This window comes from Pseudomonas sp. Pseu.R1, from assembly GCF_045764065.1.
Classification (GTDB): domain Bacteria; phylum Pseudomonadota; class Gammaproteobacteria; order Pseudomonadales; family Pseudomonadaceae; genus Aquipseudomonas.
The window spans coordinates 5844813-5871641 of the sequence record NZ_JBJGEE020000001.1; the positions used below are offsets into that span (position 1 = coordinate 5844813).

Consider the following 26829-nt stretch of genomic DNA (forward strand, 5'->3'; position numbering starts at 1 on the left):
AGCGTCGAGAGGGGTTTTCTGAACTTACTCCAACCCCCATCAGTCAGCATTGAAACGCTCATCCAGAGGCTCGACTTCCCATGCTGATTTCCCTCAAAGGCCAGGTCGCGCTGGTCACTGGCGCCAGCTCCGGCCTGGGCGCAGGCGCCGCCAAAGGCCTGGCCGCATCCGGTGCTGCGGTGGTCATCAACTACCACTCACAACCCGAACCTGCCGAGCAACTGGCCGACGAGATCCGCGCTGCGGGTGGTCAGGCCCTCGCTGTGGGCGCCGACGTTTCGAAAGAAGAAGACGTCGAAAGACTGTTCGCCGAGACCCTCAAGGCCTTTGGCAGGCTCGACATTCTGGTGGCCAACTCCGGTTTACAAAAAGACGCCCCCATCGCCGAACTGACCCTCGACGACTGGAACACCGTCATCAACGTCAACCTGACCGGCCAGTTCCTGTGTGCGCGCGCTGCGTTGCGCCAATTCGCCAGGCAGCAGGTCCGCCCGGAAATTTCCCGTGCGCTGGGCAAGATCATTCACATGAGTTCGGTGCATCAGGTCATTCCCTGGGCAGGGCACGTGAACTACGCCGCGTCCAAGGGCGGGGTCGATCTGTTGATGCGCAGCATTGCTCAAGAAGTCGGCGAGCAGCGGATTCGCGTCAACAGCATCGCGCCGGGGGCCATTCGCACGGCGATCAATACCAAGGCCACCACTGGGGAGGCCGAGAAAAAACTGCTGCAACTGATTCCCTATGGGCGTGTGGGCGAGGCCGAAGACGTCGCCAACGCGGTCGTGTGGCTGGCCTCCGATGCCTCGGATTACGTCCACGGCACCACGTTGTTCATCGACGGCGGCATGAGCCTCTATCCGGAGTTTCGTCACAATGGTTGAACGAGCAGAGCCACAAAGCGCCATCGAAAACCACGGCATCATTGGCGACATGCGCAGTGCCGCGTTGGTGGCAGACACCGGCAGCATCGACTTCTGCTGCTGGCCGGATTTCGACAGCCCGAGCATTTTCAGTGCGCTGGTCGACACCCCGGATGCAGGTATCTTCCAGTTGGCGCCGATCCTGCCCGATGCACGGCGCCAGCAACTTTACCTGCCTGAAACCAATGTCTTGATGACCCGCTGGATTGCCGAAGAGGCCGTGGTTGAAGTCACCGACCTGATGCCCATTGCCTCTGACGTCGATGACCTGCCGCGGCTGGTGCGGCGCATTCATGCGCGTCACGGCACGACGAGGGTGCGTATGCACTGCCGCGTGCGTCACGACTACAGCCGCGCCGACACCCGCGCGAGCATGGACAACCAAGACGTGCGTTTCGAGGCCGTCGGTCAACCCGCCTTGCGTTTGTCGGCCACCACGGCATTGGCATTGGAAGGCCACGCGGCCATTGCCGAGTTCCAGATGAAGCAGGGCGATACTGTCGAATTCATGCTCGGCGGTGCGGACGACGAACAGGTCAAAGCCAGCCAATGCGACGGCGACCTGAAAAGCACCGTCGACTTCTGGCAACACTGGAGCCGCCATTCCAACTACCGAGGCCGCTGGCGCGAAACGGTCAATCGCTCGGCGTTGGCCCTCAAACTGCTGACCTCGCGCAAGCACGGTGGCATCGTCGCGGCAGCCACCTTCGGCCTGCCGGAGGAAGAGGGTGGCGAGCGCAACTGGGACTACCGCTACACCTGGATCCGCGACGCCTCGTTTACCGTCTACGCCTTCATGCGTCTGGGCTACACCGAGGAAGCCAACGCGTTCATGCACTGGGTACGCGAGCGTATGGGCGATTGCTGTGAAGAGGCCAACAAACTCGGGATACTTTATGCACTGGATGGTCGCGAGGAACTGCCGGAAGAAAACCTCACCCACCTGGCCGGTTATGGTGGTGCGACCCCGGTTCGCATCGGCAACGAAGCGTACAAGCAGACACAACTGGACATCTACGGCGAACTGCTGGATGCCGTTTACCTGGCCAACAAATACGGCGACGCGATTTCTCACGAAGGCTGGAAACACACGACACGGCTGGTCAACGAGTTGTGCGAAAACTGGCGCAGTCCCGACGTCGGCATCTGGGAAATGCGTGGCGAAGATCGACATTTTCTGCACTCGCGGCTGATGTGTTGGGTCGCTTTGGACCGTGCCCTGCGGCTGTCCTTCAAACGTTCACTGCCCGCGCCGTTCGAGCGTTGGGACAAGGAACGCCAGGCCATCTACGACGACATCTGGGAGAATTTCTGGGACCCCGAACTGGGTCATTTCGTCCAGCACAAAGGCAGCAAAAACCTCGACGCCTCCATGCTGCTGATGCCACTGGTGCGCTTCGTCGGCGCCAGCGACCCGAAATGGCTACAGACCCTTGACGCGATCGAACGCACCCTCGTGCGCGACGGCATGGTCTTCCGCTACCGCAACGACGACAGCTATGGCGACGGGTTGAACGGCGACGAAGGCGCGTTCGTAGCCTGTTCGTTCTGGTACGTCGAGTGCCTGGCCCGGGCAGGCCGTGTCGAACAGGCCCACCTGGAGTTCGAACAACTGCTGCGCTATGCCAACCCCTTGGGTTTGTACGCCGAAGAGTTCGACACTCACGGTCATCATCTGGGTAATACACCCCAGGCGTTGAGCCATCTGGCGCTGATCAGTGCGGCAAGTTTTCTGGATCGGAAGTTGGAGGGGAAACAGACCCTTTGGCAGCCTTGAGGTGTTCGAGTCGATCATCGTGTCTTACGCGGATTCGCTGTGGGAGCGGCGCCGGTCTTCGAGCCTTGCGCGTTCCTCTGTAGCAGTCCTGCTTGTCGGCGGCAGCGATTTCAACTACGCCACCGCCGGCAAGCCGGACTGCTACAGAGGATTCATGCCGTTCTTGCACTCGCGCACTACTTCACCCGCAACTCATACCCCAACGGCAGCGTCTCCAGCGCAAACCGCTCACCAATCGCATCGCAATAACTGGTCCGCGCCAAATAGGCTCCCGGCCCGTTCAGATACCCGTCGATGTTTTGCACCTCTTCGCACAGTTCAAACGTGCGGCCCTTGAGCAAACCGCTGGCCTGGGCCGAGCGCAGGGCGCCGTTGGGGGTCCAGTCGGCGATGATGAGCGAACCTTCAGGCGTCGATTGCTCGTAGCTGCGCACGAAGGCTTCGGCAGAACGGTCGCTCAGGTAGGGCGCCATGAAGTAGTGGATGTCGTCGCGAAAGGGCAGGGTTTCCTTGTGCACCGGTAGCTGAATCGCGCCGCTGGCGTACACGGTGTAGACGGCGAGTATGGTCATCGGGGCGGCAAGGGGAGACGCCGTCACAAGGCCTGATGCCTTGCGCGGCAACAAGGCCTGAAGCTGGATCACGCCGACGATGCTCAGCAGCACGGCGCCCGGCAGGAAGAAGGTGAAGCGGTCGGTAACGTTGTAAGAGACCGCGAAGATGAAGTTCATCATGGCCGCGCACCACAGCACTCGCAGCGTCGGGCTTTTCGGGAACAGCAACAGGCCGACCAGTTGTGGGCCGATCAGCGACAGCAACAGCAGCCCCACCGAGTTCTTTTCGTGCCACATGTCGTCGAAGCGGAACAGTGCTCCCTGCCAGCTTTGTTCGGTGGAGGTGTCGGGGATGCCGATCAGGTAGCGATGGCCGATGTCGATCAGGTTCATGCCGCTGTGCAATTCGTTGCTGATGCCCGGAAATGCCACGGAAAAACCCATGGCAAAACCGGGCAGGGTGATCAGGATTCGCGCCTTGTGTTGCCACAGCATCTGTACGTAGAGCGGGAACAGCACAATGAAGGTCAGCTGATGAATCGCAGCAGCCATGCCGGTGAGCACGCCGATGAGGAACAGCGCGGGCATTACGCCCAAACGCGGTTTGTCGTTGAACTGAACCATGTAGGCCAGCGTCACCAGCAGCGTGTGCAGTACGTACACTTCGGCCTTGGTCGAGACCCAGAACACGCTATGGCACAACACGGCAGCGGCAATGGCCAGCAGCGCCTGGGATACCGTGGCGCCCGCGCCTCGGGCCAGACGAAAAATCGCCCAGGCCAGGGGGATCAGCAGCAGCGAGTTCATGAAGCTCAGCACAAGGGGGCCGAACGCGGCGAACAACGCGGTGGTGACGAACAGGTAGAGCGGATGGTCCAGTGGGGTCAGGGTCTGGCTGAAATATTGGCCCTGCGCGGCATCGGCCAGGAACATGCCGTTGTCCATCCACTGGATCGGCCCGCTCGACGCCAGAAAGCTGGCCAGGATCGCCCCGACCACCAACAGCAGGGGAATCACCACTGAAGCTCGATAATGCACTGCCGCCATGAACTGCACTCCTGTCCCTGTTTTCTCGTGAGCCACGTTATTGAAGGGCTTCGCGCCCGGACGCCGTTTCACCCTTGAGCCGCAGCAGCATCAACGCGCCGATGGCGACCGCGAACCACAGCGTGGCCAGGCGAATCAGCACGGTGGCGGCCACGGCGTCGGCGCTGTTCATGCCTTTCCACACCAGCAGGCCGACCATCACCGCCTCGGCACCGCCCAGCCCGCCGGGCATGAAGCTGATCGCCCCGGCGAGCATCGCCAGGGCGTAGACGAACACCGCAAAGGTCAGCGGAATGTCGGCGCCCATCCAGCCCAGAATCCAGTCGAAGGCCAAGGCTTCAGCGCTCCAGGCCACTACGCTGAGCACGGTCAGGCCCAGCATCAAACGCAAGCGGTGGCACTGTTGGGCATGCACCAGCACCTGCAACAGATGACGCAACAGCCCGATCAATTTGCCGCCGTCGCTGGGCACGGCGCCCATCAGGCGTTCCAGCAAGCGACGCTGGGACAGCACCAGCAGGCCGACCAGCACCAGCGCCACGCCCACCACGATCATCGGCATCGCCTCGGGGTACAGCGACAGACCGAACAAGGTCAGCAGCACCACGGCGAACAGGTCCGACAGGCGCTCGCTGAAGAACGCCGCGAAGCTTTGCGGGTACGGCACGCCCCAACGTTTGAGCAGTACGCCGCGCAAGGCCTCACCGGCTTTTCCGGGGGTAGTGGTCAGGGCGAAGCCTGCCAGATAAATGTTCAGGCTCGGGCGCCACGGAATCGGGTGGCCCAGTACCTTGAGGTAAGACTGCCAGCGCAAAAAACGCAGGCCGTAATTCACCAAAGACATGAGCAGCGCGATGACGATCCCCACCAGCCCGACCTCGCCCACGGCCGCGCCCACGGCGTGCCATCCCCCCCATAGCGAGAAGGCCAGATAGCCCAGCGCCGAACCGACCACCGAGAGCATCACGGCCCGATAGCGCCAGCCGGACAACAGCACCGGTTCATTCAAGGCGGGATTCACAGGTTCAGCCTCTTGAACACGGGCTGCGGGATGGCGCGGATGATCAACATGATCAGGCCCCAGAAGCCCGGCGCGTAGAGGGTCGGCACCTTCTGCGCGATGCCTTTGACGATGCGTTGCGCGACCTGCGCCGGTTGCGCCAGCAGTGCGGCGGGCAGCGACAGGCCTTGGGTCATCGGCGTGTCAACGAAGCCCGGTTTGATGGTGGTGACGTGCACGCCGACTTTGAACAGCCGCGCCTGCAAGCCTTCGCAATAGGTCGAGACTGCTGCCTTGGCGCTGCCGTACAGGTAATTCGAGGGTCGACCGCGATCCGCCGCCACCGACGAAATGATCGCCAGGCTGCCGCAACGCTGGGTTTCGAATTGTCCGGCGAGAAGCGTCAGCAGGGCGATCACCGAGGTGCCGTTGTTGGCGAACTCGCGCAGGGCCAGGTGCACGTCGCGCTCGCAGGCTTTCTGGTCGGGCAGGGTGCCGTGGGCAATCAGGGCGATGTCGATCTGGCCCAATGCGGTCAGGCAGCGACCGAGCATCAGCGGGTGGGCGTCGATGTCGTTGGCGTCCATTTCATGCAACGTCACGTTTTTCGCGCCCCGGGCCTTGAGGTCGGCGGCGGTCTGCTGAAGCTTGTCGACGTTGCGCCCCACGAGGAAGAAATCACTGCCTTCGCTGGCCCACAGACGGGCGCAGGCGGTGGCGATGGCGGAAGTCGCGCCGATGATCAGCACTTTTTTTACGCTGGGAGTAGTCATGACAGCACGCGGCTCCAGAAACGGGACATCAGAGAGGGATCGCGCAGCGCTTCCAGTCGCTCCCAGTCAGGGTAGGCCTGACGAAAGTCGGCGCCGCTCATATGGGCATCCTTGGCCGGATACAGGCGGCCCCCCGCAGCACGAACGATGTCGTCCAGCCGGGGAAACACGATGTTTTCCAGGTGTTCGCTTTGCGCGAAGTCCAGCGCCAGCGAGGTGCCCGGCATCGGGAATGACAACAGGCCCGGCGAGCGCACATCGCCGCAACGCTTGAGCACCGCCAGAAAAGAGCCTTGCCCGGCCTCGGCAATGGCCCGTAGTAGCTCACCCATCGCCGCTTCGGCGTTGGCGCTGGGAATCACGCACTGGTACTGCTGGAAACCGCGCCGCCCGTAGATGCGGTTCCAGTGCAGAATGCGGTCGAGTGGGTAGAAGAAGGGTTCATAGGCGCTGCGGCCTTTCGTGCGCTGGCGCGGGTGCACGCGCCAGTACAGGCTGTTGAAGGCACTGAGAGAGAGCTTGTTGATCAGCGACACCGGTGGCGTGACCGGCACGCTCAGCCTCGCACGATGACCGATATCGAGCGAGCCGTACTGTGCGTGGTCGCCAACGATGAACACGCCGCGACCGGTGTCAGCGCCTTTGGCCAGACAGTCGACCCAGGCCACGCTGTATTCATGCTGCTCATCGAGTTCGTCCGCCAGTGCGAAAAACTCCGCGAGGTTCGCGAAGCGCACGGTCGTGGTGTCGATCTGGCTGGTGCGGATCGGCATCAACTGAATCTGCGCCCAATGGATGATCCCGGTCAGACCGAGGCCGCCAATGCTCGCGCAAAACAGTGAGGCGTTGACGCTGGGCGAGCAGGTGATCTCTGGCTGGCCATGGCGCAACAGGCCGAAGCTGCGGACATGGCGGCCGAAGGTGCCCCGCACGTGGTGGTTCTTGCCGTGCACGTCATTGGCGATGGCACCGCCCACCGTGGCGAATTGCGTGCCTGGCGTTACCGGCAGAAACCAGCCGCGCGGAATCGTGATGGTCAGCACCTCGGCCAGGGTAATACCGGCTTCGACCTTGAGCACGCCGTTGTCCCAGTCGGCCTCGATCAGCCGATCCAGCGAGCGCATGTGCAGCACCTGATCGCTCGCTGCCAGGCAACTGTCGCCGTAGCTGCGGCCGTTGCCGTAGGGCAGGCTGCTGTGGTGCGCGTCGATCACCCGATCCAGATGGGCGGGCAGCTCGTCGAGCCAGACGCAGCGATGACCGCGCTGCGGGGTATGAGGAAACCGTCCCCAGGAATACAACGGCGTGCTCATGCGGCGATCCAGAACATCAGCAGGAAAATCGCGCCGATCAACTGGCTGGTGCGATCGCGGATGGCGAACACCACCGGGTCTTCGTTCATCTGCCCGCGGTGGGTGAGCATCCACACGCGGGTGACCCAGAACAGCATCAGCGGGCAGGCCAGCCAGATCACATGGGGCGTGACGTACAGCGCGGTGGTTTTGGCGTCCTGGATGTACAGCGCCAGCACCATCACCGCCAGATACCCGGACGAGGCGCCCAACGAGGCGATCATGTCCAGATCGCCGGGGTAATAGCCGCGCCCTCGGGCGAAGGTGTTCACCTCCCGGGCGCGGGCGTCGCGCAGTTCGGCGTAGCGCTTGACCATGGCCAGGCTGAGGAAGATGAACATCGAGAAGGCGAGAATCCAGAACGTCAGCGTCAGGTTGAACGCGGCGACCCCGGCGATGATGCGAGCGGTGTAGAGCATGGCCAGGGCGATCACGTCCCAGGCCATCAGCCGCTTGAGTTGCAGCGAGTAGGCGAGGGTCAGGCCGTAATAGGCCGCCATGACCGCCGAGAATTGCCAGGGTAATAAAAGGAGGGCCGCGCCGAAGGCGGTGAACAGCAGCGTTGGCACCAGAATCAGCCCGGCCTTGATCGACAGGCGTCCGCTGGCGAACGGTCGATGGCATTTGCTTTTGTGGTGGCGGTCGTCGCAGAGATCCAGCAGGTCATTGAGGATGTAGACGCTGGAGGCGCACAGGCCGAAGCAGAAGAACGCGAATACCCCGTCGCGCAGCAAGTCCACTTGCACGAAACGATGAGACGCCAGCAGTGGCACGAAAATCAGCGCGTTTTTCAACCACTGGTGCATGCGCAAGGCCTTGCGCCAGTCGCGGAAACTTGAGGTGTTGGTGCGGATCGTCGGCTCGACCTGGCGGAGGGCCTGCACCCGGGATTCGACACCCGAATCAGGATTCACGACATAAGCCTGTCGCGACACTTTCCAGATCGGTAAATCATCCGTTGAGTTGCCGATATAGTCGAAACCGCCTTCGCCGTAGTGGGCCACTAACAGGTCGCGCTTGTTATTACCGGACAAGTTGCGATTGGCATTGGAGGCCAGCACCAGGTCGAATAACTGCAAGTGTTCGGCAATGCGTTCGGCCAGGCTGACATGGCTGGCGGTGGCCAGTACGATCAGCCGACCACTGGCTTTCTCGGCCTGGATCATCTCGATGATCTGCGGGTCGTAAGGCAGTACCGAGACGTCTATCTCGGTCTCCTGCGCCAGACCTTCCTTGAGTGCGGCCTTGCCCTTGAGCAGCCAGCCCAGCATTTTGAAGACCTGCAATGGCTTGCTTCTGACGAAGGCCATGGCGGTTTCCATCAGCAGGTCCGAACGCAACAGCGTGCCATCCAGATCCACGACCAGAGGGGGGAATGTTTCGAGAACTCTTCCCTGAATTCTTGCCATATCGAGTGCTCCTTTCGGGGACCACTCGACTATAAACAAAATAAAATTTTCACAACTTCATTTAAATTAAACGCCGTGGTCAATGCCGTCGGCGTGTTGGCGTCAGAAGTTTCAAGGCAACTAAGCGCGCACTTTTAAGTGCGCCGTTTCAGGGTTGAAACATTCCGCTGTCGGTTAATTGGCGATGGGGCGTGAACCGAAAATTGGCGCGACGGTTTTTGTGCGGTCTTTCATTGACGCGCAGGCTGTCACTTGCGCCTGATGTGTGGTCATAATGACCACTTTTCACGGACCAGGAGCCTCCATGACCCACCCTTTGCTCTTGGCGCTGGTGCCACTGGTGGCCGACCTTTCCCGCGACCTTCCGGACGATGAGCGCTATCGGCGCCTGTTGCGTTCCCTGCGCCAGTTGCTGCCCTGCGATGCGGTGGCGTTGCTCAGGCTGGAAGACGATGTGCTGGTGCCGCTCTCGGTCGAAGGCCTCAGCCCGGATACCTTGGGGCGTCGTTTCAGGCTGGGCGAGCATCCGCGATTGGACATCATTGTGCAGAACCGCGAGCCGACGCGGTTTTCCACCGATTGCCAGCTGCCGGACCCTTACGACGGTCTGGTGGATGAGGTTCACGGTCATCTGGAAGTACACGATTGCCTCGGCTGTCCGCTCTACGTGCAAGACACGCTCTGGGGCGTCATCACCCTCGATTCGCTGGACCCGTCGCGCTTCGGCAGCGTCGACCTGGGCAACCTGCAGGCCTTCGCCAGCCTGGCGGCGGCCACCGTCATGGCCAGCGACCGGATCAACCATCTGGCCCGCAGCTTCGAAGATCAGCGGCAACTGGCGGAAGTCTACAAGCGTGCAGCCGGCGGGCGCGGGCCTCGGGAGTTGATTGGTCAGAGTGCCGTGCATCGGCGTTTGCAGCAGGAGATTCAACTGGTGGGCAACAGCCCGCTAACGGTGTTGATCACTGGCGAAACCGGGGTGGGCAAGGAACTCGTCGCCGAGGCCATTCATATGCAGTCGCCCCGGGCGCAAAAGCCGTTGATCAGCCTCAATTGTGCGGCGTTGCCGGATTTGCTGGTGGAGAGTGAGCTGTTCGGCCACGTCAAAGGTGCGTTTTCGGGGGCTGTGAGCGGGCGCAGTGGCAAATTCGAACTGGCCGACGGCGGCACGATCTTCCTCGATGAAGTGGGTGAACTGCCGCTGCCGGTGCAGTCGAAACTGCTGCGGGTGTTGCAGAGCGGACAGTTGCAGCGGGTCGGTTCCGATCAGGAGCACCGCGTGGACGTGCGCATCATCGCTGCGACCAATCGTGATCTGGCGGAGGAGGTGCGCGCCGGACGCTTTCGCGCCGACCTTTATCATCGCCTGAGTGTGTATCCGCTGGTGGTGCCGCCGCTGCGTGAGCGGGGCAAGGACGTGCTGCTGTTGGCCGGTTATTTCCTTGAGGAAAACCGTGCACGGATGGGGCTGCGCAGCTTGCGCATGAGCCTGGAGGCGCAGAAGGTACTGCTGGGTTATGCCTGGCCGGGGAATGTGCGTGAGTTGGAGCATTTGATCAGCCGTGCAGTGCTCAAGGCCTTGTCGTCCCAGGCCGAGAGGCCGAAGATCCTGACCATCGAACCGGGGGCGTTGGGGATCGATGAGAACGCGTCGACCCCTGAGCGGCATGAGCCTGTCGCGGTGGTGTCTCCTTCCGTGATCCAGCCGGGCGAAGGACTGAAGGAGGCGGTCGACGGATTTCAGAAGGGCGTGATCATCGATGCCTTGAGTCGGCATCAGGGCAAATGGGCCGACGTGGCCCGGGAGTTGAATCTGGACCGGGCCAACCTCAGTCGATTGGCCCGGCGGTTGGGGATTCGTTAGACGCCTGAGCGCTGGCTGATCAAACGAGATCCCCATCCGCCATCGTCAGAATGATTTTCCCGACATTCGCTGACGACTCCATCCGCCGATGGGCATCCGCCGCGTGCGAGAGGGCGAAGGTGCTGTCGACCACCGGCAACAACGTCGCGCTGCCGTTGAAATGTTCCAGCCAGTGCTCGCTAAAGCGCTTGATCATCTGGTGCTTTTCGGCCTGAGGACGGGACTTCATGACCGTGCCGATGATTTGCACGTGGCGATACAGGATCTGTTCCAGTGCCACCGTCACCGGGCCGCCACCGCCCAGAATCCCTACCTGAATCAGTCGCCCACCCTTGGCCAGCGAGGCAAAATTGCGGGCGAAGTAGGGTTCGCCGACAAAGTCGACCACCACATCCACCCCCCGGCCTTCGGTCTTGTCGGCGATGACCTGGGCGAAGTCTTCCGTCTTGTAGTCGATCACCACGTCAGCGCCCAGTCGTGAGACTTTCTCTCGCTTGCTCGCTTCTGTGGTGGCGAAGACCAGCGCCCCAGTCGCCCGGGCCAGTTGCACCGCCGCCGAACCCACGCCGCCTGCGGCTGCGTGGATCAACACCGAGTCGCCGGCCGAGAGGCGGCCCAGATGCATCATCGCTTCATGGGCGGTGACGAACACTTCAGGAATGGCCGCCGCATGCACGTAATCCAGTTGATCGGGAATCGGCATCGCCATGCGGTAGTCGATCCGCGCCACCTCGGCGTAGGCACCGCCGCCGACCACGCCCATGACCCGGTCGCCGACCTCGTAGCCGGTAACGTCGTTGCCCTTGGCGATCACTTCCCCGGCGATTTCCAGACCGATGATCGTTGAGTCACCGAAGTCCGGCCAGCCGTAGCCGCCGGTGCGGTGGGTGAGGTCGGCGCGGTTTACGCCTGCCGCGTACACCCGAACCAACAGGTCGGCAGCGCGAACTTCAGGCGCAGGCACTTCGTTGAGGGTCAAGACATCGGCATCGCCAAACGCTTTGAAAGTAATGGCTTTCATGGGGTGTTCTCCAAAAAAGGGGGGATCAGATCTGGCTGATGAATTTGTTCGTCAAGTAATGCTCGATGCCTTCGACGCCGCCCTCGGAGCCGTGGCCGCTTTCCTTCATGCCGCCAAAGGGCAGTTCGGTGGCGACGATGCGGTATTGGTTGATGCCGATCATTCCGGCTTCCAGCCCGTCGGCCACGTCGATAGCGGTGCGTGCGCTTGAGGTGAAGGCGTAGGCGGAGAGGCCGTAGGGCAGGCGATTGGCTTCGGCCAGGCCACCGGCCAGTGTGTCGAACGGCATCAGCACGGCAATCGGGCCGAAGGGTTCTTCATGCATGACACGCGCGTTCATCGGCACATCGGCCAGCACCGTTGGCTCGAAGAAGAAGCCGTCACCCTCGATGCGTTTGCCACCGGCCAGCACCCGCGCTCCACAGGCCACGGCGTCGGCCACCAGTTCTTCCATCTTGGCCAGTTGCCGAGGGTTGGCCAGCGGGCCGACTTGCACCCCGGCGTCCAGGCCGTTGCCGATTTTCAGGGCGAGTGTGGCCTCGACGAAGTGCTCGACGAAGGTGTCGTACACCGCCCGTTGAATCAGGAAGCGGGTGGAGGAAATGCACACCTGACCGGTGCCCCGGAAGCGGTTGGCAACGCCTTCCACCGCGGCCTTTTCCACGTCAGCGTCGTTGAACACCAGCACCGGGCCATGGCCGCCCAGCTCCAGCGTGATCGGCTTGACGCCTTCGGCGGCGCGGGCCGACAGCAGGCGGCCAATGGGCACCGACCCGGTGAACGTCACTTTGCGAATGATCGGCGAGGCGATCAGGTGTTTCGAGACCTGATCCGGCACGCCAAACACCACTTGCAACACGCCTTTTGGCAGGCCTGCGTCATCCAGTGCGCGGGCCAGGGCCAGTGCGGTGGAAGGGCTTTCTTCACCCGGTTTTATGATCACGCTGCAACCGGCGGCCAGCGCGGCGGAGAGTTTGCGGGCCGGGGTGATGGCCGGGAAGTTCCAAGGGGTAAACGCGGCCACCGGGCCAATCGGCTGACGCTTGACCAGTTGCAGCACGCCGGGTCGGTTGGACGGCACCACGCGGCCGTCGATGCGGCGGGCGCTTTCGGCGAACCATTCGAAGTATTCGGCAGCACGCAGCACCTCATCGCGGCTTTCAGCCAGCGGCTTGCCTTCTTCGAGGGTCATTTGTGTGGCGATATGCGCCGAGCGTTCGCGGATCAGATCGGCAGCGCGCTTGAGAACACGGGCGCGCTCCGCGGGAACGGTGTGGCGCCAGACGTCGAAGGCGTGGCGGGACACTTCAAGTGCCTGATCCAGATCGGCCTCGCTGGCCAGTGGCACTTGCCCCAGCGGTTGTTGGGTGGCCGGGTTGATCACGGTGGCGGTGGCGCGTCCTTCGGCGGACAGCCATTGGCCGTTGATGAACAGGGAGAGCGAATCGTAGGAAGCGTTCATGGGGTCACCTTTCGTTCGGACTTGCAGGGCTTTTGGCGTCAAGTGCGGGGCTTAGCCACGTTGCTTAGCCACTTTGCTTAACACCGGTTGCGATGAAGTCTATGGAGACCGGCTTCGATGATTTAGCCGTGCAAATGGCAATCAATGTTGTGCCCAGGGGGAGAATCGGCGGGATAGCGATTGCCCGATGCCAATGGGCCATGGATCATGGGCGCCCTGATCAACGCGCCCCCGGAAGGATGCATGGACAAACTCTCCAACATGTCGGTGTTCGCCAAAGTCGTGGAAATGGGCAGCTTCACCGCTGTGGCCAATCACCTGGACTCCACCGTGGGCAACGTGTCGCGGGCGGTGTCGACCCTCGAAGAGCTGCTCAACACCAAGCTGCTGCACCGCAGCACGCGGCGTTTGAGCGTGACCGACGCCGGTCGGCGCTTTTATGAGCGCTGCACCTCGATTCTGGCGGACCTGGAAAACGCCGAGGCCGAGGCCCGAGACACCTTGCTCGCCCCACGCGGCACTTTGCGCGTGCACTGTGTGCCGGGCTTGGCGCGGCATCTGGTGACCCAGGCGATTCTGGCGTTTCGTGCCGAGTTTCCCGAAGTGACCGTGGAGTTGCTGTTGTCTCAGCGCATGCCCAACCTGCTGGAAGACCAGCTCGACGTGTCGGTGCTGATCGCCCGCACGCTGCCGGACTCGGCGTACGTCAGCCAGAAAATCGGCATCAGCCACTGCGTACTGGCGGCATCCCCCGATTACCTGGCGCAGCATCCCGCGCCGTCGACCCCCGAGGAACTGGCCGATCACCTGTGCGTGCGGCTGGGCACGGTGGATTACACCCCCGATGAATGGCAGTTGTTCAGCAAGACGGGGGCGTCGAGCTTTCGTCCCACAGGTGCGCACCTGAGCGTCAACGACATGGAGGCCATGGCCGTGGCGCTGCGCGAGGGCGCGGGAATCGGTCTGCTGGCCGGGTTCGCGGCCATCGATGACCTGCGCGCCGGGCGGCTGGTGCGGGTGTTGCCGGGTTACTTCACCGAAGCGCGTAATGTGTATGCGGTGTACACCTCCCGGCAGTTTGTCGATGCGAAGATCAAGCGTTTCATCGACGTGCTGAAAACGCAGGTGGGAGGCGCTCTCGATGCGTGCAGGCTAGAGCTGGTCGGCCCGGCGGGAATCGCCGAATGATCGCTGGCCCCTGAATAAACAGACGGTTAGGATAGCCATTCGCAATCATCGGTCGTTGCGACCCGCTGTTGTTACCGACGCAATCAGGTGTCTTGATGTTCAAACCCAACCTCGCCGACTGGGCCGCGACCCGACGCAGTCGTCAGTTGATCCTGCGCCTTTCTCCGGCGATTTGCGCGCTGCTGTTGCTGATCGGCCTGAGCGGCTATCTGCTGGTGCAGAACGCGTTGAATCAGGACCGGGACGTTCAGCAGCGATCGCGCATTTTCATCGCGCGGACGCTGGAGCAGGTGCGCAACGAGGTGGGGCGCAACATCATCAACTACGCCAAATGGGGCGAGGCCTATAAACACCTGCACATGACGGTGGACAAGGTCTGGGCGGACGAGCAGCGCAATGTAGGCCCCATTCCCTACGAGTTGTACGGCTACAACGGTGTGTTGGTCATCGACGCGCAGGACCGGACCAGCTACGCGGTGATCGACGGCAAGCCTTCGATGATTCAGGCCAGCGACTGGCTGGAAGGCGATCTGGACGCCCTGATCAGCGACGCGCGGCAATCGACGCTGGAAAATGATGGCCTGGTACGCGCCTTCAAAGTCGCGGGCGTTCCAGCGCTGGTGGCGGCGGCGACCATCAGCCCCGAGACCGATCCGCTCATTCAGCCTGTGCCTGGCCCTGCCTCGGTGATGATGTTCGTCACGATTCTCGACCCCGCCAAGCTCATTCATCTGAGCGACACCTACGGCTTGCCGAACATTGCCGTGTATCAAGGCCCGCAGCCCGGCTACGACACCATGCCGCTACTGGGTTCGACGATTCAGCTGAGCTGGATGCCGCCGACACCGGGCATGGCCTTGCTCAAACAGACCTTGCCGCTGTTCATCTCAGGCGTACTGGTGCTGGCCATCGTGTTGGCCATGCTGGTGCGTTATGCCTTGACGCTGGCGCGGCAGATCGACGCTCAGTTTCAGGCCTTGCATACCAGCCAGCAGGAGTTGAGCGGCAGCGAACAGCGTTTTCGCCAGTTGTCGTTGCATGACTCGCTGACCGGCCTGTCCAACCGCTTTCGTCTGCATCAGTTTCTCGACGAGCACCTGGGCCGTCCGGTGACCTGGCCGTTGACGGTATTGAGCCTGGACCTGGACCGTTTCAAACCGATCAACGACGCGCTGGGCCACGCCATTGGCGATCAGGTGCTGCACACCGTGGCGCAACGCCTGAAGACCCATGTGCAGGACGGCGACATGGTGGCGCGGCTAGGCGGCGACGAGTTCATCGTGGTGCTGGTGGGCGAGGTCGGAGAGCAGGATGTGGTGGGGTTGTGCAATGGCCTGATCGCGGACATCTGTCGGCCCATCGAGGTCGAGGGGCAGACGGTCTTCATCGGCACCAGCATCGGCATCGCGCAGGCGCCGATCCACGGCAACAGCGCCGCCGACTTGCTGAGCATGGGCGATATCGCGCTGTATCAGGCCAAGGCGGCCGGTCGTAATACCTGGCGTTTTTACGCCGACAGCATGAAGACTCAGTTGCTGGCCCGTCGGCAACTGGAGCACGAGCTGCGCGCGGCCTTGCTGCACGACCAGTTGCGCCTGCATTACCAGCCCCGTTACGCCACCGTCGGCGGCGCGCTGCGCAGTTTCGAAGCGCTGGTGCGCTGGCAACACCCGCAGCGCGGCCTGTTGCCGCCGGACACGTTCATCACGCTGGCCGAGGACACCGGGCTTATCCAGCCGCTGGGGCGCTGGGTGCTGGAGACCGCTTGCCGTGAAGCCATGAACTGGCCAGACGATGTGGGCCTGTCGGTCAACCTCTCACCGGGGCAACTGGCGGAAAATGAAGACATTGTGGCGGTGGTCGCGCAGGCCTTGCACAGCAGCGGCCTGCCTGCCAGACGCCTTGAGCTGGAAATCACCGAGCGCGTGCTGCTCGATCACGCTCAGGGCGCCGTGTCGGCGTTGACGGCGTTGCGAACGCTGGGCGTGCGTTTGAGTCTGGACGATTTCGGCACCGGTTTTTCGTCGCTGGCGTATCTGCGCAAATACCCGCTGGACGGGATCAAGATCGACCGCAGCTTCATTTCCAACATGACCGAGCGCGGTAACGATCAGGCCATCGTGCAGGCGATGATCGATCTGGGGCGCTCGCTGGGCATGACGGTCACCGCCGAGGGCGTGGAAACCCAGGCCCAACTGGAGTGCCTGCAACGCCATCCCTGCGATGAAGTGCAGGGCTTTCACTTCAGCCGAGCGCTGCCAGCGGAGGAACTGGCGGCGCTGTTCGTCCGTGAGGCACGGCCCCCGCTCAGCTAGCGGATCTGGACGTCAGCCACTCACGCAGCCGGTCTTGCAGGCGCGGGATGGCGTCGTCCATGGCCAGAAACGCCTTGACCGTGCTGACCTGCCAGCGCTGCCCCTCATCGCCGAACACCACCTGATCGAACGTCCCGGACGGCACGTCGGCCACCAGAAACCAGGTGTCCAGCCCGTTCATGCCCTGACCGATGTAGACCCGCTGGCAAACGATCCACGCCGGGTCCAGGGTCAGGCCGAATTCTTCATGGGTTTCCCGCAGGGCGCATTGCGCGGGCGTTTCATCGCCTTCGCGGCCACCTCCGGGCAGGTCCCACAGGCCCGGCCAGGGAATAGTCGGTGTGTCGTCGCGCTGGTAAATCAGCACCTGGTCGTCGCACAGCAAGGCGATCTTGGCGCCGGAAAAGGGAGGGTGCATGGTCTTCTCTGCAATTGAAATGTGGTTGAGCCGCCCCAAGGTAACCGCATACCCTGAACCGTTCTGATATCACGCAGGTCCCGTCATGACCCGCGGCACGACACGGCCGCGCGCCATGAATCACCATCAGTGACTCACTCTAGAGGTTTGTTTCATGTCGAAAGAAGCATACGTTCCGCCCAAGGTCTGGAAAAACGAAGCAGCCTCCGGTGGCCAGTTCGCCAGCATCAACCGCCCGGTGGCAGGCCCGACCCATGAGAAAACCCTGCCCGTGGGCAAGCAGCCGCTGCAACTCTATTCGTTGGCGACCCCCAACGGTGTGAAAGTCACCATCATGCTCGAAGAGCTGCTGGCGCTGGGCAAGACCGACGCCGAATACGACGCCTGGCTGATTCGCATCGGCGAAGGCGACCAGTTCTCCAGCGGTTTCGTCGACATCAACCCCAACTCCAAGATCCCGGCATTGGTGGACCGCAGTGTAGAGCCACCGATTCGCGTGTTCGAATCCGGTTCGATCCTGCTGTACCTCGCTGAAAAATTTGGCGCGCTGCTGCCGACCGACCCGGCGGGCCGCACAGAAACTCTGAACTGGCTGTTCTGGCAAATGGGCTCGGCGCCATACCTGGGCGGTGGTTTCGGCCACTTCTACGTGTACGCTCCGGAGAAGTTCGAGTACGCCATCAACCGCTTCACCATGGAAGCCAAGCGTCAGCTTGACGTGCTGGACCGTCGTCTGGCCGAAAGCCCGTATCTGGCAGGCGACAGCTATACCATCGCGGATATCGCGGTGTGGTCCTGGTACGGTCAGGTGGTGCGGGGCACCGTGTACAATTCGGCCGAGTTCCTCGATGCCAAGAGCTACACCCATGTGCAGCGCTGGGCCGAAGAAATCGCCAACCGTCCGGCAGTCGTGCGCGGGCTGCGGGTCAACCGCACCTGGGGCGATGAGGACAAACAGGTGCCGGAGCGGCATTCGGCGGCGGATATTCGCTGATTCACCCCCGGTATTCCTGGTCAACATAGAACGTGTGGGAGCCGCCCGGCCGGCTCCCACACTGATCGTGACCAGAATCAAAATACAAATGAAGGATCAATCCGCTTCATGATGAACGACACCCCATACGCCCAGGGCATTGACACGCCGATCACCCGCAGCGCGATTTTCATGGTGGCGACCATCGCCCCCGGTGCTGAAGCTGCCGAAAAGGTCCGCGCATGGTGCGGTGACATTGCCGGTCTGGTGCGCTCGGTGGGCAAGCGGATTCCCGACGGCAATCTGTCCTGCATCTGCGGTTTCAGCTTCAACGCCTGGGATTCGCTGTTTGGCACCACGCGCCCCGCAGCGCTGCACAATTTCCGCGAATTCGGCCCTGAGGAGCGGCGCGCGGTGGCCACTCCCGGTGACATTCTGATGCACATCCGGGCCGAGCGTATGGACCTGTGTTTCGAACTGGCGACCCAGTTGCTGGAGCCATTGGGCGATGCGGTCACGGTGGTCGAGGAGGTCCATGGTTTTCGCAACTTCGACATGCGCGCCATCATCGGTTTCGTCGACGGCACTGAGAACCCGGAAGGCAAGCGCGCCGTCGATGCCACGATTGTGGGTGATGAAGACCCGGCGTTCGCCGGTGGCAGCTATGTGATCGTGCAGAAGTACCTGCACGACATGGCCGCCTGGAACCGCTTGACCGTTGAACAGCAAGAGCTGGTCATCGGCCGCAAGAAACTCTCGGACATCGAGCTGGACGACGAGGTCAAACCGAGCAATTCCCACAGCGCTCTGACCGTCATCGAAAAGGACGGCAAGGAAGTGAAGATCCTGCGCCATAACATGCCGTTCGGCCGACCGGGAGCACGGGAGTTCGGCACTTATTTCATCGGTTACGCGCGCTCCCCCGAGCCGCTGGAGCAGATGCTTGAAAACATGTTCGTCGGCCGTCCGGCCGGCAATTACGACCGCTTGCTGGATTTCAGCAAGGCCGTCAGCGGCGGGTTGTTCTTCGTGCCATCGACCGATTTCATGGCCTCGCTCGGCGACTGAGGCGAGCGAGGGGGGACTGGCCGATCGGGTGACTCTGTCGGCCTCGCGAGACTTTCCGCTGAAAAACCGGATAATGGCCGCCATTCGTTTTTCTCGCTGCCGGTACCCCCATGGAAATCAAGGTCAACTTTCTCGACAACCTGCGACTTGAAGCCAAGTTCGACGACTTCACGGTGATCGCCGATCAGCCCATCCGTTACAAGGGTGATGGTTCGGCGCCGGGGCCGTTCGACTACTTCCTGGCGTCGTCGGCCTTGTGTGCGGCGTACTTCGTCAAACTGTACTGCCAGACGCGCAACATCCCGACCGAAAACATCCGGCTGTCGCAGAACAACATCGTTGACCCGGAAAACCGCTACAACCAGATTTTCAAGATTCAGGTCGAGCTGCCTGCCGACATTTCCGAGAAGGACCGTCAGGGCATCCTGCGTTCGATCGATCGTTGCACCGTGAAGAAAGTGGTGCAGGCCGGCCCTGAGTTCGTCATCGAAGAAGTCGAAAACCTTGATGCCGACGCCCAGGCGCTGTTGATGCCCGACTCGGTGGACGGCGCCAACACCTACATTCTCGGTAAAGACCTGCCGCTGGAGCAGACCATCGCCAATATGTCCGGCCTGCTGGCGGACCTGGGCATGAAGATCGAAATCGCCTCCTGGCGCAACATCGTGCCCAACGTCTGGTCGCTGCACATTCGCGACGCCCATTCACCCATGTGCTTCACCAACGGCAAGGGCTCGACCAAGGAAAGCGCGCTGGCCTCGGCGCTGGGCGAATTCATCGAGCGGCTGAACTGCAATTTCTTCTACAACGACCAGTTCTGGGGCGAAGACGTCGCCACTGCCGAGTTTGTGCATTACCCCAATGAGCGCTGGTTCAAGCCGGGCCCGAATGACGAGCTGCCCAGCGAGATCCTCGACGACTATTGCCTGAAGATCTTCAACCGCGACGGCGAGCTGCGCGGTTCGCACCTGTACGACACGAACTCCGGCAACACCCAGCGCGGCATCGTGTCGTTGCCCTTCGTGCGTCAGTCGGACGGTGAGACGGTGTATTTCCCGTCCAACCTGATCGAAAACCTGTACCTGAGCAACGGCATGAGCGCGGGCAACACCCTGGCCGAAGCGCAGGTGCAGTGCCTGTCGGAGATTTTCGAGCGGGCGGTCAAGCGCGAGATTCTGGAAGGCGAAATTGCGTTGCCGGACGTGCCGCAAGACGTGATCGCCAAGTACCCGGGCATCCTCGCCGGGATTCAGGGGCTGGAAGAGCAGGGCTTCCCGGTGCTGGTGAAAGATGCCTCGCTGGGGGGCGAATTCCCGGTCATGTGCGTGACCCTGATGAACCCGCGCACGGGAGGCGTGTTCGCCTCGTTCGGCGCCCACCCGAGCTTCGAAGTGGCGCTGGAGCGCAGCCTCACCGAGTTGCTGCAAGGTCGTAGTTTTGAAGGCCTGAACGACCTGCCGCAGCCGACTTTCGAAGGTCAGGCGGTGATCGAGCCGAACAACTTCGTCGAGCATTTCATCGACTCCAGCGGCGTGGTGTCATGGCGCTTCTTCAGCGCGGCGGCGGACTATGAATTCGTTGAGTGGGATTTCTCAAGCGAAGGTGAAGACGCCAACGCTCAAGAGGCTGCAACCCTGTTCGGCATCCTCGAAGACATGGGCAAAGAAGCGTACATGGCCGTGTACGACGACCTGGGCGCTAACGCCTGCCGGATTCTGGTGCCGGGTTATTCAGAGATCTATCCGGTCGAAGACCTGATCTGGGACAACACCAACAAGGCTTTGCAGTTCCGCGCCGATATTCTGAACCTGCACAGCCTGAGCAAGGTCGGCCTCAGAAACCTGGTGCAAGGTCTGGAAGCCAGCGAACTGGACGATTACACCGACATCACCACGTTGATCGGCATCGAATTCGACGACAACACCGCGTGGGGCCAGTTGACGATTCTGGAACTCAAGCTGCTGATCTACCTCGCCTTGCAGAAGTACGAGAAAGCCAAGGATCTGGTGGAGGCGTTCCTGCAATACAACGACAACACCGTCGAGCGCGGCCTGTTCTATCAGGCGGTGAACGTGGTGTTGGAAATGCAGCTGGACGAGGACCTGGAACTGGCCGATTACGAAGTCAATTTCCGTCGCATGTTCGGTAACGAGCGCATGGACGCGGCGATCGGTTCGGTGGAAGGCAGCGTGCGTTTCTACGGCCTGACGCCGACCAGCATGAAGCTCGAAGGGCTGGACCGTCACCTGCGTTTGATTGAAAGCTACAAGAAGCTGCATGCGGCGCGGGCGAAGGCAATCCTGTAGTTGGGTGGCATAGCAGGGGCCCTGTGGGAGCGAATTCATTCGCAATGCAATCGTTCGGTCGATGCATGTGTATCGAATGTCCCGGCCCCTCGTCGGAATGCCGCCCAGAATGAATTCGCTCCTACAGGGCGCGCTCATCTCTGGGTCTGCATTTAACGTTTAAGACGAGTAAAAACCATGAACCGTCGCAAGAAAATCGTCCAACTGCTCAAGGCTCATGCCAAAAAGGCCAACGCCAAACTGGCGCCGAAGAGCAACAAACCCAAATACATCAGCAAAGCCGATCGGGCGAAGATGGAAGCCGAAGCCGCTCAGGCACCGGTCACGACGCCTGAGATTTGACCTCCTCAGCCTCTTCCAGCATCTGCGCCACCGCCGTCAACGCCAGCCGATAACCCCGCGCACCCAATCCGGCAATCACCCCGGTGGCTGCCTTGGACACATACGAGTGATGCCGAAAGCTCTCACGCTTCCAGATGTTGCTCATGTGCGCTTCGATGATCGGGCCGTCGAAGGCCAGCAGTGCATCGAGGATCGGCACCGAGCTGTAACTCAGGCCCGCGGCGTTGATGATCAGCGCATCGGCCCGCAGGCGCGCCTCCTGAATCCAGTCCACCAGCACGCCTTCGTGGTTGCTCTGGCGAAACTCCAGCGCCAGCCCCAGTTCGGTGGCGTGGGCCTGACAACCCGTTTCGATGCTGGCGAAGCTCTCGCTGCCATAAGTACCGTTCTTGTCCAGCCCGTAGAGGTTGGCGTTGGGGCCGTTCAGAAAAAAGACCGTGCGCGGCATGGTTGACTCCTGAGTGTCATGCAAAGGGGCGGGTGGCGAGCATCGCCGGGTGTTGATCGAACATCGCGAACCAGGCCGCTAAGGCCGGGTGATCGGCGCGCCAGTCGAGGTGGGCGAAGCGAAAATCCAGATAGCCCAGCGCGCAGCCGAGGGTGATCAGCCCGATGTCGTCGGGCTGGACGCTGAAGGTCGCTGCCTGCCGTTCAACATCAGCCAGCACAGCGTAAATCTTGGTCAATTGCCCATCGGTCCAGTCATCCCACTGTTTGTCGACGGGGCGCGCCACGGCTTCGTAGCGGGCCAGCATCGCGGCGTCCAGCAGGCCGTCGCCCAGCGCCTGACGCACCAGACTGACCCAACGTCGTTCGCCTTCACGCGGGAACAACGTGCCACCGGAAGCCGTGTCGAGGTACTCGCAGATCACCCGGCTGTCGAACAGCGCCAAACCTTCAGGCGTTTGCAGCGCAGGCACCTTGGCCAGCGGATTGAAGCGGGCGATGCGTTCGTCGCGTTTGACCGGGTGGGCAGCGGAGTCGAGCTTTTCGATTCGCTCGGCCAGTCCGAGGCAGTGCGCGACGACCATCACTTTGCGCACGTAAGGCGAGGTTGATGCGTAATACAGCTTGAAGGTTTCCATCATGCCGCCCCCATGATCAACAGCACCTTGCCCAGATTGGCGTTGCTTTCCAGCAGACGATGGGCGTCGGCGGCTTCGCTCAGGGGCAAGCGGGCATGAATCAGCGGTCGTACCTGCGCGTTCGCCAGCCAAGGCAGCAGATGCTCGCGAAGGCACGCCGCCAGACGAGCCTTCTCTTCGCGGCTTTTGGGGCGAAGGGTGGAAGAGGTGAGTGTCAGGCTTTTGCGCATCACGGTCTGCAAGTCCAGCTCGATCTTCGCCCCTTGCAGAAACGACAGGCTGACGTGACGGCCGCCGTACGCCAGCGCTTCCAGATTGCGCGCCACATAAGGGCCGCCGACGTTGTCCAGCACCACGTCCACGCCGCGCCCCTCGGTGCACTGGGCGACCACCGCCACGAAGTCTTCCTGATGGCGATCGATCGCACGCCAGACCCCAAGACGCTCCAGCAGCGCGACCTTTTCCGCGCCGCCCGCCGTGGCGATGACCCGTGCCCCGGCGGCGTGGGCGCACTGCACGGCAAAGCTGCCGACACCGCTGGCCGCGCCATGGATCAGCACCACGTCCCCGGCGTTGAGGCGGCCCAGTTCAAACAGGTTATGCCACACGGTAAACGCGGCTTCCGGCACCCCGGCAGCGTCCGCCAGTGACAGTCCGGCAGGCACTGGCAAGCAGTGATCGGCCAGTGCCACGCAATACTGCGCATAGCCCCCGCCATTGAGCAGCGCCATGATCCGGTCGCCGACGGAAAACGCGTTGACACCTTCGCCCACGGCCACCACGACACCCGCCGCTTCAAGGCCCAGCACGTCAGTTACGCCAGAGGGCAAGGGCATGCCGCTGCGTTGCATCAGGTCCGGGCGATTGACGCCCGCAGCGTCGACCCGTATGAGCACTTCACCGGATTGCGGCATGGGCATCGGGCGCTCGACGCACTGCAATACATCGGGGCCGCCGGGTTGACGAGCGATGATCGCAAGGGTCGTGTCGGGCAGAGCGTTAACGCGGGATAAAGCGGTCATGACAGTCTCGAAATCAGATAGGAGGTGGCGCCTGCGGCTGACGTTACAGCTCGCTGGCGAAGGCGCAGATGTCGTCGCTGTCGATGTGCAGCCCGGCGACCGCGCCCACGGGCCAACGGGTCAGGGCTTCGGCACCGGGGAGTCGAACTCGCAGGCGATCAGGGCCCAGCGCCGGTGCGTCGAGGTGAACGTCGGTATGGTCGCCTTGGAAGACATGCGCAACGACGGTTGCACTGAGGCGGATGTCAGGTCCCAAGGCTTCAAGCTGGATATGCTCCGGGCGCAAATAGACGTCCACGCGCGCGCCGATCTCGGCCTGGACCCGATCACTGGGCATGCGCAAGACAGTCCCGCCCAATGCCACGACGGCACGCTCGTCACGGCTCAGGTAACGCCCCGGCAGCACGTTGACGTCACCGACGAAGCGGGCCACGAACGGATCTTGCGGATGACGATAGATCGCGTCGGGCGGGCCGATTTGATGCACGCGTCCGGCACACATGACCACCAGGCGGTCGCTCAGGCTCAGCGCTTCGCTCTGGTCGTGGGTCACCAGCACCGTGGTCACGTCCAGCCTGCGTTGAAGGTCTTTGAGTTCGGCCTGCATGGCCAGGCGCAACGTTTTTTCCAGCCCCGAAAAAGGCTCGTCGAGCAGCAGAACGTAGGGACGATGAGACAGCGCCCGGGCCAGCGAAGCACTTTCGCTCACCAGGCTGACCTCGCACGCTGACGAGGAGGTTCCGCCCACCTGTTGGCCGTCGATCAGGATTTCACCCTGATCGGACTGGACGACACCTGCCAGCAGATTGAGCAGGGTGGTCTTGCCACAGCCTGAAGGCCCGATCAGGGTCACGAACTCGCCCTGGTGAATCTTCAGCGAGACGTCGTGCAAGGCCTGCGAATCGCCGAAGCGCTTGCTCACCTTGTCCAGTTGAATCGCGACAGGCGCACTCGACGCCGTCACGGTGGCGATTTCAATGGGCTTGATCGGGAAGGGGGCCATGGACACTCCGCTTGCAGGGGGGCGAGATCAGGCGCTGAGGTCAGGCCGCAGTCCAGTCGTCCGGGATGACCGCAATCACGTCGATTTCCATCAGCCATTCAGGCTGGCCGAGGCCGGAAATCACCAGGCCGGTGGAAATCGGGAACACACCTTTGAGCCACTTGCCGATTTCGCGGTACACCGGCTCGCGGTAGCGTGGGTCGATGATGTAGGTGGTGGTCTTGACGATGTGGGAGAGGTCGGAACCGGCTTCTTCCAGCAGTTGCTTGACGTTTTTCATGGCCTGTTCGGCTTGCGCCCGAGGGTCGCCCAAGCCCACAAGATTGCCGGCGAAATCGGTGCCAATCTGCCCGCGAACGTAGACCGTGTTGCCTGCGCGCACGGCTTGGCAGAGGTCGTTGTCCAGCGACTGGTTGGGATAGGTTTCCTTGGTGTTGAACATGCGAATGCGGGTGTGGGTCGGCATGGTGACAGCCTCTTGAACAATGTTTGCCCCAGCTTCACACCGGCCCCTGACGGGATAAACCAGCATTTGCGTGGGGTAGTGATTAGGAAAAACCGAAGGCCGGGACAGCCATGGGCTGTCCTGGGCGTATCCGGATCAGGACGGCTCGTACGCCATGTAATCGTTTTGCAGCACGATGTGGTCGGCGATGTATTTCGCGTCGTGCCACACGCCATAAATGAACGACGAGGCGCGGTTGACCAGGTTCGGCAGGCCGAGGAAGTAGATCCCGCTTTCAGCGCAGATGCCGCGCTTGTGGAACGGCTCGCCCTTGTCATCGAAGGCGTTGACCTGCAACCAGTGGAAGTCGAACTTGAAGCCGGTGGCCCACAGAATCGTAGTGATACCGGCCTGTTGCAGATCGAGGCTCAGCAGCGGATCGATCAGGCATTCCGGGTCGGGCAACAGCTCCCACGCCGAGGGTTCGGGCGGGAAGGGCAGGCCGTTCTGTTCGATGTAGGCGTCAGCATCACGCAGCACGTCGAAGTAGGCGCGATCGCCTTCGGCCACGTTTTCAGCCAGGCCCGGTTCGAAGGTCATCACGCCGTCGTTGTAGGTCTTGGTCAGCCCGACCAGGGTAATGCCCTGATGAGCCAGACGACGGAAATCGACGGTCTTGCCGCCTTCATAGCCGCTGACGGCAAAGGCCACGTGTTTCTTTTTCGGGGTGATGCGCACTTCGTCCCACAGGCCCAGCGCGCCCAGCCACCAGCAGTAATCGCGACCGCGATAGGCGCGGGGCGGGCGGTAGTGTTCGCCCACCGACAGATAGACCTTTTTGCCTGCGCGTTGCAGTTCTTCGGCGATCTGCGAACCTGAGGCGCCCGCGCCGACCACCAGCACCGCGCCCTCGGCCAACTGGCTCGGGTTCTTGTACGCAGAGGAGTGCAGCTGCTGAACGTTGGCGTGCTCCGGCACGATGTTCGGCACGGCCGGACGCTGGAACGGACCGGTGGCGGCGACCACGTTGCGCGCTTCGATCACGCCCTCGGAAGTGGTGACCTTGAAGCCCGGGCGCCCGCTGTGACGTTCGACCTTGAGCACTTCCACGCCGGTGCGCACGGGCGCCTTGAGCATGTCGACATAGGCTTCGAAATAGTCGGCCATGCGCTCTTTGGGCGGGAAGGCCTCGGGCGAGATGTTCTCGAATTTCAGGCTCGGAAAACGGTCATGCCAGGCCGGGCCGTTGGCGACCAGCGAGTCCCAGCGTTCGGAGCGCCAGCGTTCGGCGATGCGGTTTCGTTCCAGCACGACATGCGGCACGCCCATGAGCGAGAGGTGTTCGCTCATGGCGACACCGGCCTGGCCTGCACCGACCACCAAGGTGTTGATTGTTTCCACTGCCATTTGAGTTTCCTAAAGAGAATCGACCCTGATCGGTTTCGTCGATGCCCATGCACCGACGGCAGTCGAAGGCACAGGCGC

Annotated in this window: 23 protein-coding genes; 9 read left to right on the forward strand and 14 right to left on the reverse strand. The window is 62.1% G+C overall.

Annotated elements, in window-relative coordinates; translation table 11 throughout:
• Nucleotides 1-80 precede the first annotated feature (80 nt).
• Nucleotides 81-881 (forward strand): glucose 1-dehydrogenase, encoded by an 801-nt coding sequence (locus tag ACI5GA_RS26580; protein ID WP_421424962.1) that lies wholly within the window; start codon nucleotides 81-83, stop codon nucleotides 879-881.
• On the forward strand, nucleotides 874-2697 hold the full coding sequence (locus ACI5GA_RS26585) for a glycoside hydrolase family 15 protein (RefSeq protein WP_421424964.1): 1824 nt from the start codon (nucleotides 874-876) through the stop codon (nucleotides 2695-2697). Before ACI5GA_RS26580 ends, ACI5GA_RS26585 begins: the two co-directional genes overlap by 8 nt.
• Nucleotides 2698-2873: 176 nt before the next feature.
• On the opposite strand, the gene ACI5GA_RS26590 is transcribed toward ACI5GA_RS26585, so the two are convergent.
• The 5 genes from ACI5GA_RS26590 to ACI5GA_RS26610 are packed head-to-tail and all read right to left on the reverse strand — an operon-like array spanning nucleotide 2874 to nucleotide 8832.
• On the reverse strand, nucleotides 2874-4298 hold the full coding sequence (locus ACI5GA_RS26590; RefSeq protein ID WP_421424965.1) for a DUF2723 domain-containing protein: 1425 nt from the start codon (nucleotides 4296-4298) through the stop codon (nucleotides 2874-2876).
• Nucleotides 4299-4335: 37 nt separating this feature from the next.
• A complete protein-coding gene (locus ACI5GA_RS26595; RefSeq protein ID WP_404635026.1) occupies nucleotides 4336-5262 on the reverse strand; it encodes a lysylphosphatidylglycerol synthase transmembrane domain-containing protein in 927 nt (308 codons plus the stop codon).
• 53 nt (nucleotides 5263-5315) lie between these two features.
• A complete protein-coding gene (locus tag ACI5GA_RS26600; RefSeq protein WP_421424967.1) occupies nucleotides 5316-6071 on the reverse strand; it encodes an SDR family oxidoreductase in 756 nt (251 codons plus the stop codon).
• Nucleotides 6068-7384, reverse strand: a complete 1317-nt coding sequence (locus ACI5GA_RS26605; RefSeq protein WP_404634489.1) for an FAD-binding oxidoreductase — start codon at nucleotides 7382-7384, stop codon at nucleotides 6068-6070. Before ACI5GA_RS26605 ends, ACI5GA_RS26600 begins: the two co-directional genes overlap by 4 nt.
• Complete coding sequence (locus tag ACI5GA_RS26610) at nucleotides 7381-8832, reverse strand: UbiA family prenyltransferase (RefSeq protein WP_404634491.1); 1452 nt, start codon at nucleotides 8830-8832, stop codon at nucleotides 7381-7383. Before ACI5GA_RS26610 ends, ACI5GA_RS26605 begins: the two co-directional genes overlap by 4 nt.
• A gap of 304 nt (nucleotides 8833-9136) precedes the next feature.
• Here ACI5GA_RS26610 and norR point away from each other — a divergent pair, with 304 nt between their 5' ends.
• Nucleotides 9137-10696 (forward strand): nitric oxide reductase transcriptional regulator NorR, encoded by a 1560-nt coding sequence (norR, locus tag ACI5GA_RS26615; protein ID WP_421424969.1) that lies wholly within the window; start codon nucleotides 9137-9139, stop codon nucleotides 10694-10696.
• A 19-nt stretch (nucleotides 10697-10715) separates the two neighbouring features.
• Here the strand turns inward: norR and ACI5GA_RS26620 are convergent, their stop codons facing one another.
• Together ACI5GA_RS26620 and ACI5GA_RS26625 are read right to left on the reverse strand one after the other, a co-directional pair.
• Nucleotides 10716-11717 (reverse strand): NAD(P)H-quinone oxidoreductase, encoded by a 1002-nt coding sequence (locus tag ACI5GA_RS26620; RefSeq protein WP_421424970.1) that lies wholly within the window; start codon nucleotides 11715-11717, stop codon nucleotides 10716-10718.
• Between the two features lie 25 nt (nucleotides 11718-11742).
• Nucleotides 11743-13179, reverse strand: coding sequence for an NAD-dependent succinate-semialdehyde dehydrogenase (locus ACI5GA_RS26625; protein WP_404634497.1), 1437 nt, complete (start codon nucleotides 13177-13179; stop codon nucleotides 11743-11745).
• 243 nt (nucleotides 13180-13422) lie between these two features.
• Between ACI5GA_RS26625 and ACI5GA_RS26630 the strand changes: the two genes are divergently transcribed.
• Entirely contained in the window at nucleotides 13423-14367 is a 945-nt protein-coding gene (locus ACI5GA_RS26630) for a LysR family transcriptional regulator (RefSeq protein ID WP_404634499.1), read from the forward strand.
• Between the two features lie 95 nt (nucleotides 14368-14462).
• Complete coding sequence (locus ACI5GA_RS26635) at nucleotides 14463-16682, forward strand: bifunctional diguanylate cyclase/phosphodiesterase (RefSeq protein WP_421424973.1); 2220 nt, start codon at nucleotides 14463-14465, stop codon at nucleotides 16680-16682.
• Here the strand turns inward: ACI5GA_RS26635 and ACI5GA_RS26640 are convergent.
• Nucleotides 16675-17100, reverse strand: coding sequence for an NUDIX hydrolase (locus ACI5GA_RS26640; RefSeq protein ID WP_421424975.1), 426 nt, complete (start codon nucleotides 17098-17100; stop codon nucleotides 16675-16677). The two genes, ACI5GA_RS26635 and ACI5GA_RS26640, sit on opposite strands and share 8 nt — an antisense overlap.
• A gap of 154 nt (nucleotides 17101-17254) precedes the next feature.
• On the opposite strand from ACI5GA_RS26640, the gene yghU reads away from it, so the two are divergent.
• The 4 genes from yghU to ACI5GA_RS26660 all read left to right on the forward strand — a co-directional run bounded on the left by yghU (nucleotide 17255) and on the right by ACI5GA_RS26660 (nucleotide 21789).
• A complete protein-coding gene (gene yghU, locus ACI5GA_RS26645; protein WP_404634505.1) occupies nucleotides 17255-18094 on the forward strand; it encodes a glutathione-dependent disulfide-bond oxidoreductase in 840 nt (279 codons plus the stop codon).
• Nucleotides 18095-18202: 108 nt separating this feature from the next.
• Nucleotides 18203-19141 carry a Dyp-type peroxidase gene (locus tag ACI5GA_RS26650; protein WP_404634507.1) on the forward strand — a complete coding sequence of 313 codons (939 nt, stop codon included), beginning with the start codon at nucleotides 18203-18205 and terminating at the stop codon, nucleotides 19139-19141.
• Nucleotides 19142-19251: 110 nt separating this feature from the next.
• Nucleotides 19252-21447 (forward strand): OsmC domain/YcaO domain-containing protein, encoded by a 2196-nt coding sequence (locus tag ACI5GA_RS26655; RefSeq protein ID WP_421424976.1) that lies wholly within the window; start codon nucleotides 19252-19254, stop codon nucleotides 21445-21447.
• A gap of 177 nt (nucleotides 21448-21624) precedes the next feature.
• The gene (locus ACI5GA_RS26660) at nucleotides 21625-21789 is read left to right on the forward strand and encodes a DUF2986 domain-containing protein (protein ID WP_404634511.1); all 165 of its coding nucleotides are present in this window, start codon (nucleotides 21625-21627) and stop codon (nucleotides 21787-21789) included.
• Here ACI5GA_RS26660 and ACI5GA_RS26665 read toward each other — a convergent pair.
• The 6 genes from ACI5GA_RS26665 to ACI5GA_RS26690 form a co-directional block, all read right to left on the reverse strand.
• Entirely contained in the window at nucleotides 21770-22237 is a 468-nt protein-coding gene (locus tag ACI5GA_RS26665; protein WP_421424978.1) for a type II 3-dehydroquinate dehydratase, read from the reverse strand. The genes ACI5GA_RS26660 and ACI5GA_RS26665 overlap by 20 nt on opposite strands.
• 16 nt (nucleotides 22238-22253) lie before the next feature.
• A complete protein-coding gene (locus ACI5GA_RS26670; protein WP_404634515.1) occupies nucleotides 22254-22877 on the reverse strand; it encodes a glutathione S-transferase in 624 nt (207 codons plus the stop codon).
• Entirely contained in the window at nucleotides 22874-23896 is a 1023-nt protein-coding gene (locus ACI5GA_RS26675) for an NAD(P)H-quinone oxidoreductase (protein WP_421424979.1), read from the reverse strand. The genes ACI5GA_RS26670 and ACI5GA_RS26675 overlap by 4 nt, the downstream gene beginning before the upstream one ends.
• A 43-nt stretch (nucleotides 23897-23939) precedes the next feature.
• Nucleotides 23940-24899 carry an ABC transporter ATP-binding protein gene (locus tag ACI5GA_RS26680; protein WP_404634519.1) on the reverse strand — a complete coding sequence of 320 codons (960 nt, stop codon included), beginning with the start codon at nucleotides 24897-24899 and terminating at the stop codon, nucleotides 23940-23942.
• Between the two features lie 40 nt (nucleotides 24900-24939).
• Complete coding sequence (locus ACI5GA_RS26685; RefSeq protein WP_404634521.1) at nucleotides 24940-25365, reverse strand: RidA family protein; 426 nt, start codon at nucleotides 25363-25365, stop codon at nucleotides 24940-24942.
• A gap of 135 nt (nucleotides 25366-25500) precedes the next feature.
• Nucleotides 25501-26751, reverse strand: coding sequence for a flavin-containing monooxygenase (locus tag ACI5GA_RS26690; RefSeq protein WP_421424981.1), 1251 nt, complete (start codon nucleotides 26749-26751; stop codon nucleotides 25501-25503).
• Between the last annotated feature and the right edge of the window lie 78 nt (nucleotides 26752-26829).

What these genes read in the sequence shown, in the direction of transcription:
- ACI5GA_RS26625 (WP_404634497.1), bottom strand. Translation starts at nt 13,179, where the DNA reads ATGAACGCTTCCTACGATTCGCTCTCCCTGTTCATCAACGGCCAATGG.
- ACI5GA_RS26665 (WP_421424978.1), bottom strand. Translation starts at nt 22,237, where the DNA reads ATGCCGCGCACGGTCTTTTTTCTGAACGGCCCCAACGCCAACCTCTAC.
- ACI5GA_RS26580 (WP_421424962.1), top strand. Translation starts at nt 81, where the DNA reads ATGCTGATTTCCCTCAAAGGCCAGGTCGCGCTGGTCACTGGCGCCAGC.
- yghU (WP_404634505.1), top strand. Translation starts at nt 17,255, where the DNA reads ATGTCGAAAGAAGCATACGTTCCGCCCAAGGTCTGGAAAAACGAAGCA.
- ACI5GA_RS26675 (WP_421424979.1), bottom strand. Translation starts at nt 23,896, where the DNA reads ATGACCGCTTTATCCCGCGTTAACGCTCTGCCCGACACGACCCTTGCG.
- norR (WP_421424969.1), top strand. Translation starts at nt 9,137, where the DNA reads ATGACCCACCCTTTGCTCTTGGCGCTGGTGCCACTGGTGGCCGACCTT.
- ACI5GA_RS26655 (WP_421424976.1), top strand. Translation starts at nt 19,252, where the DNA reads ATGGAAATCAAGGTCAACTTTCTCGACAACCTGCGACTTGAAGCCAAG.
- ACI5GA_RS26650 (WP_404634507.1), top strand. Translation starts at nt 18,203, where the DNA reads ATGATGAACGACACCCCATACGCCCAGGGCATTGACACGCCGATCACC.
- ACI5GA_RS26690 (WP_421424981.1), bottom strand. Translation starts at nt 26,751, where the DNA reads ATGGCAGTGGAAACAATCAACACCTTGGTGGTCGGTGCAGGCCAGGCC.
- ACI5GA_RS26660 (WP_404634511.1), top strand. Translation starts at nt 21,625, where the DNA reads ATGAACCGTCGCAAGAAAATCGTCCAACTGCTCAAGGCTCATGCCAAA.
- ACI5GA_RS26600 (WP_421424967.1), bottom strand. Translation starts at nt 6,071, where the DNA reads ATGACTACTCCCAGCGTAAAAAAAGTGCTGATCATCGGCGCGACTTCC.
- ACI5GA_RS26620 (WP_421424970.1), bottom strand. Translation starts at nt 11,717, where the DNA reads ATGAAAGCCATTACTTTCAAAGCGTTTGGCGATGCCGATGTCTTGACC.
- ACI5GA_RS26590 (WP_421424965.1), bottom strand. Translation starts at nt 4,298, where the DNA reads ATGGCGGCAGTGCATTATCGAGCTTCAGTGGTGATTCCCCTGCTGTTG.
- ACI5GA_RS26635 (WP_421424973.1), top strand. Translation starts at nt 14,463, where the DNA reads ATGTTCAAACCCAACCTCGCCGACTGGGCCGCGACCCGACGCAGTCGT.
- ACI5GA_RS26585 (WP_421424964.1), top strand. Translation starts at nt 874, where the DNA reads ATGGTTGAACGAGCAGAGCCACAAAGCGCCATCGAAAACCACGGCATC.
- ACI5GA_RS26630 (WP_404634499.1), top strand. Translation starts at nt 13,423, where the DNA reads ATGGACAAACTCTCCAACATGTCGGTGTTCGCCAAAGTCGTGGAAATG.
- ACI5GA_RS26680 (WP_404634519.1), bottom strand. Translation starts at nt 24,899, where the DNA reads ATGGCCCCCTTCCCGATCAAGCCCATTGAAATCGCCACCGTGACGGCG.
- ACI5GA_RS26595 (WP_404635026.1), bottom strand. Translation starts at nt 5,262, where the DNA reads ATGCTCTCGGTGGTCGGTTCGGCGCTGGGCTATCTGGCCTTCTCGCTA.
- ACI5GA_RS26685 (WP_404634521.1), bottom strand. Translation starts at nt 25,365, where the DNA reads ATGCCGACCCACACCCGCATTCGCATGTTCAACACCAAGGAAACCTAT.
- ACI5GA_RS26605 (WP_404634489.1), bottom strand. Translation starts at nt 7,384, where the DNA reads ATGAGCACGCCGTTGTATTCCTGGGGACGGTTTCCTCATACCCCGCAG.
- ACI5GA_RS26640 (WP_421424975.1), bottom strand. Translation starts at nt 17,100, where the DNA reads ATGCACCCTCCCTTTTCCGGCGCCAAGATCGCCTTGCTGTGCGACGAC.
- ACI5GA_RS26610 (WP_404634491.1), bottom strand. Translation starts at nt 8,832, where the DNA reads ATGGCAAGAATTCAGGGAAGAGTTCTCGAAACATTCCCCCCTCTGGTC.
- ACI5GA_RS26670 (WP_404634515.1), bottom strand. Translation starts at nt 22,877, where the DNA reads ATGATGGAAACCTTCAAGCTGTATTACGCATCAACCTCGCCTTACGTG.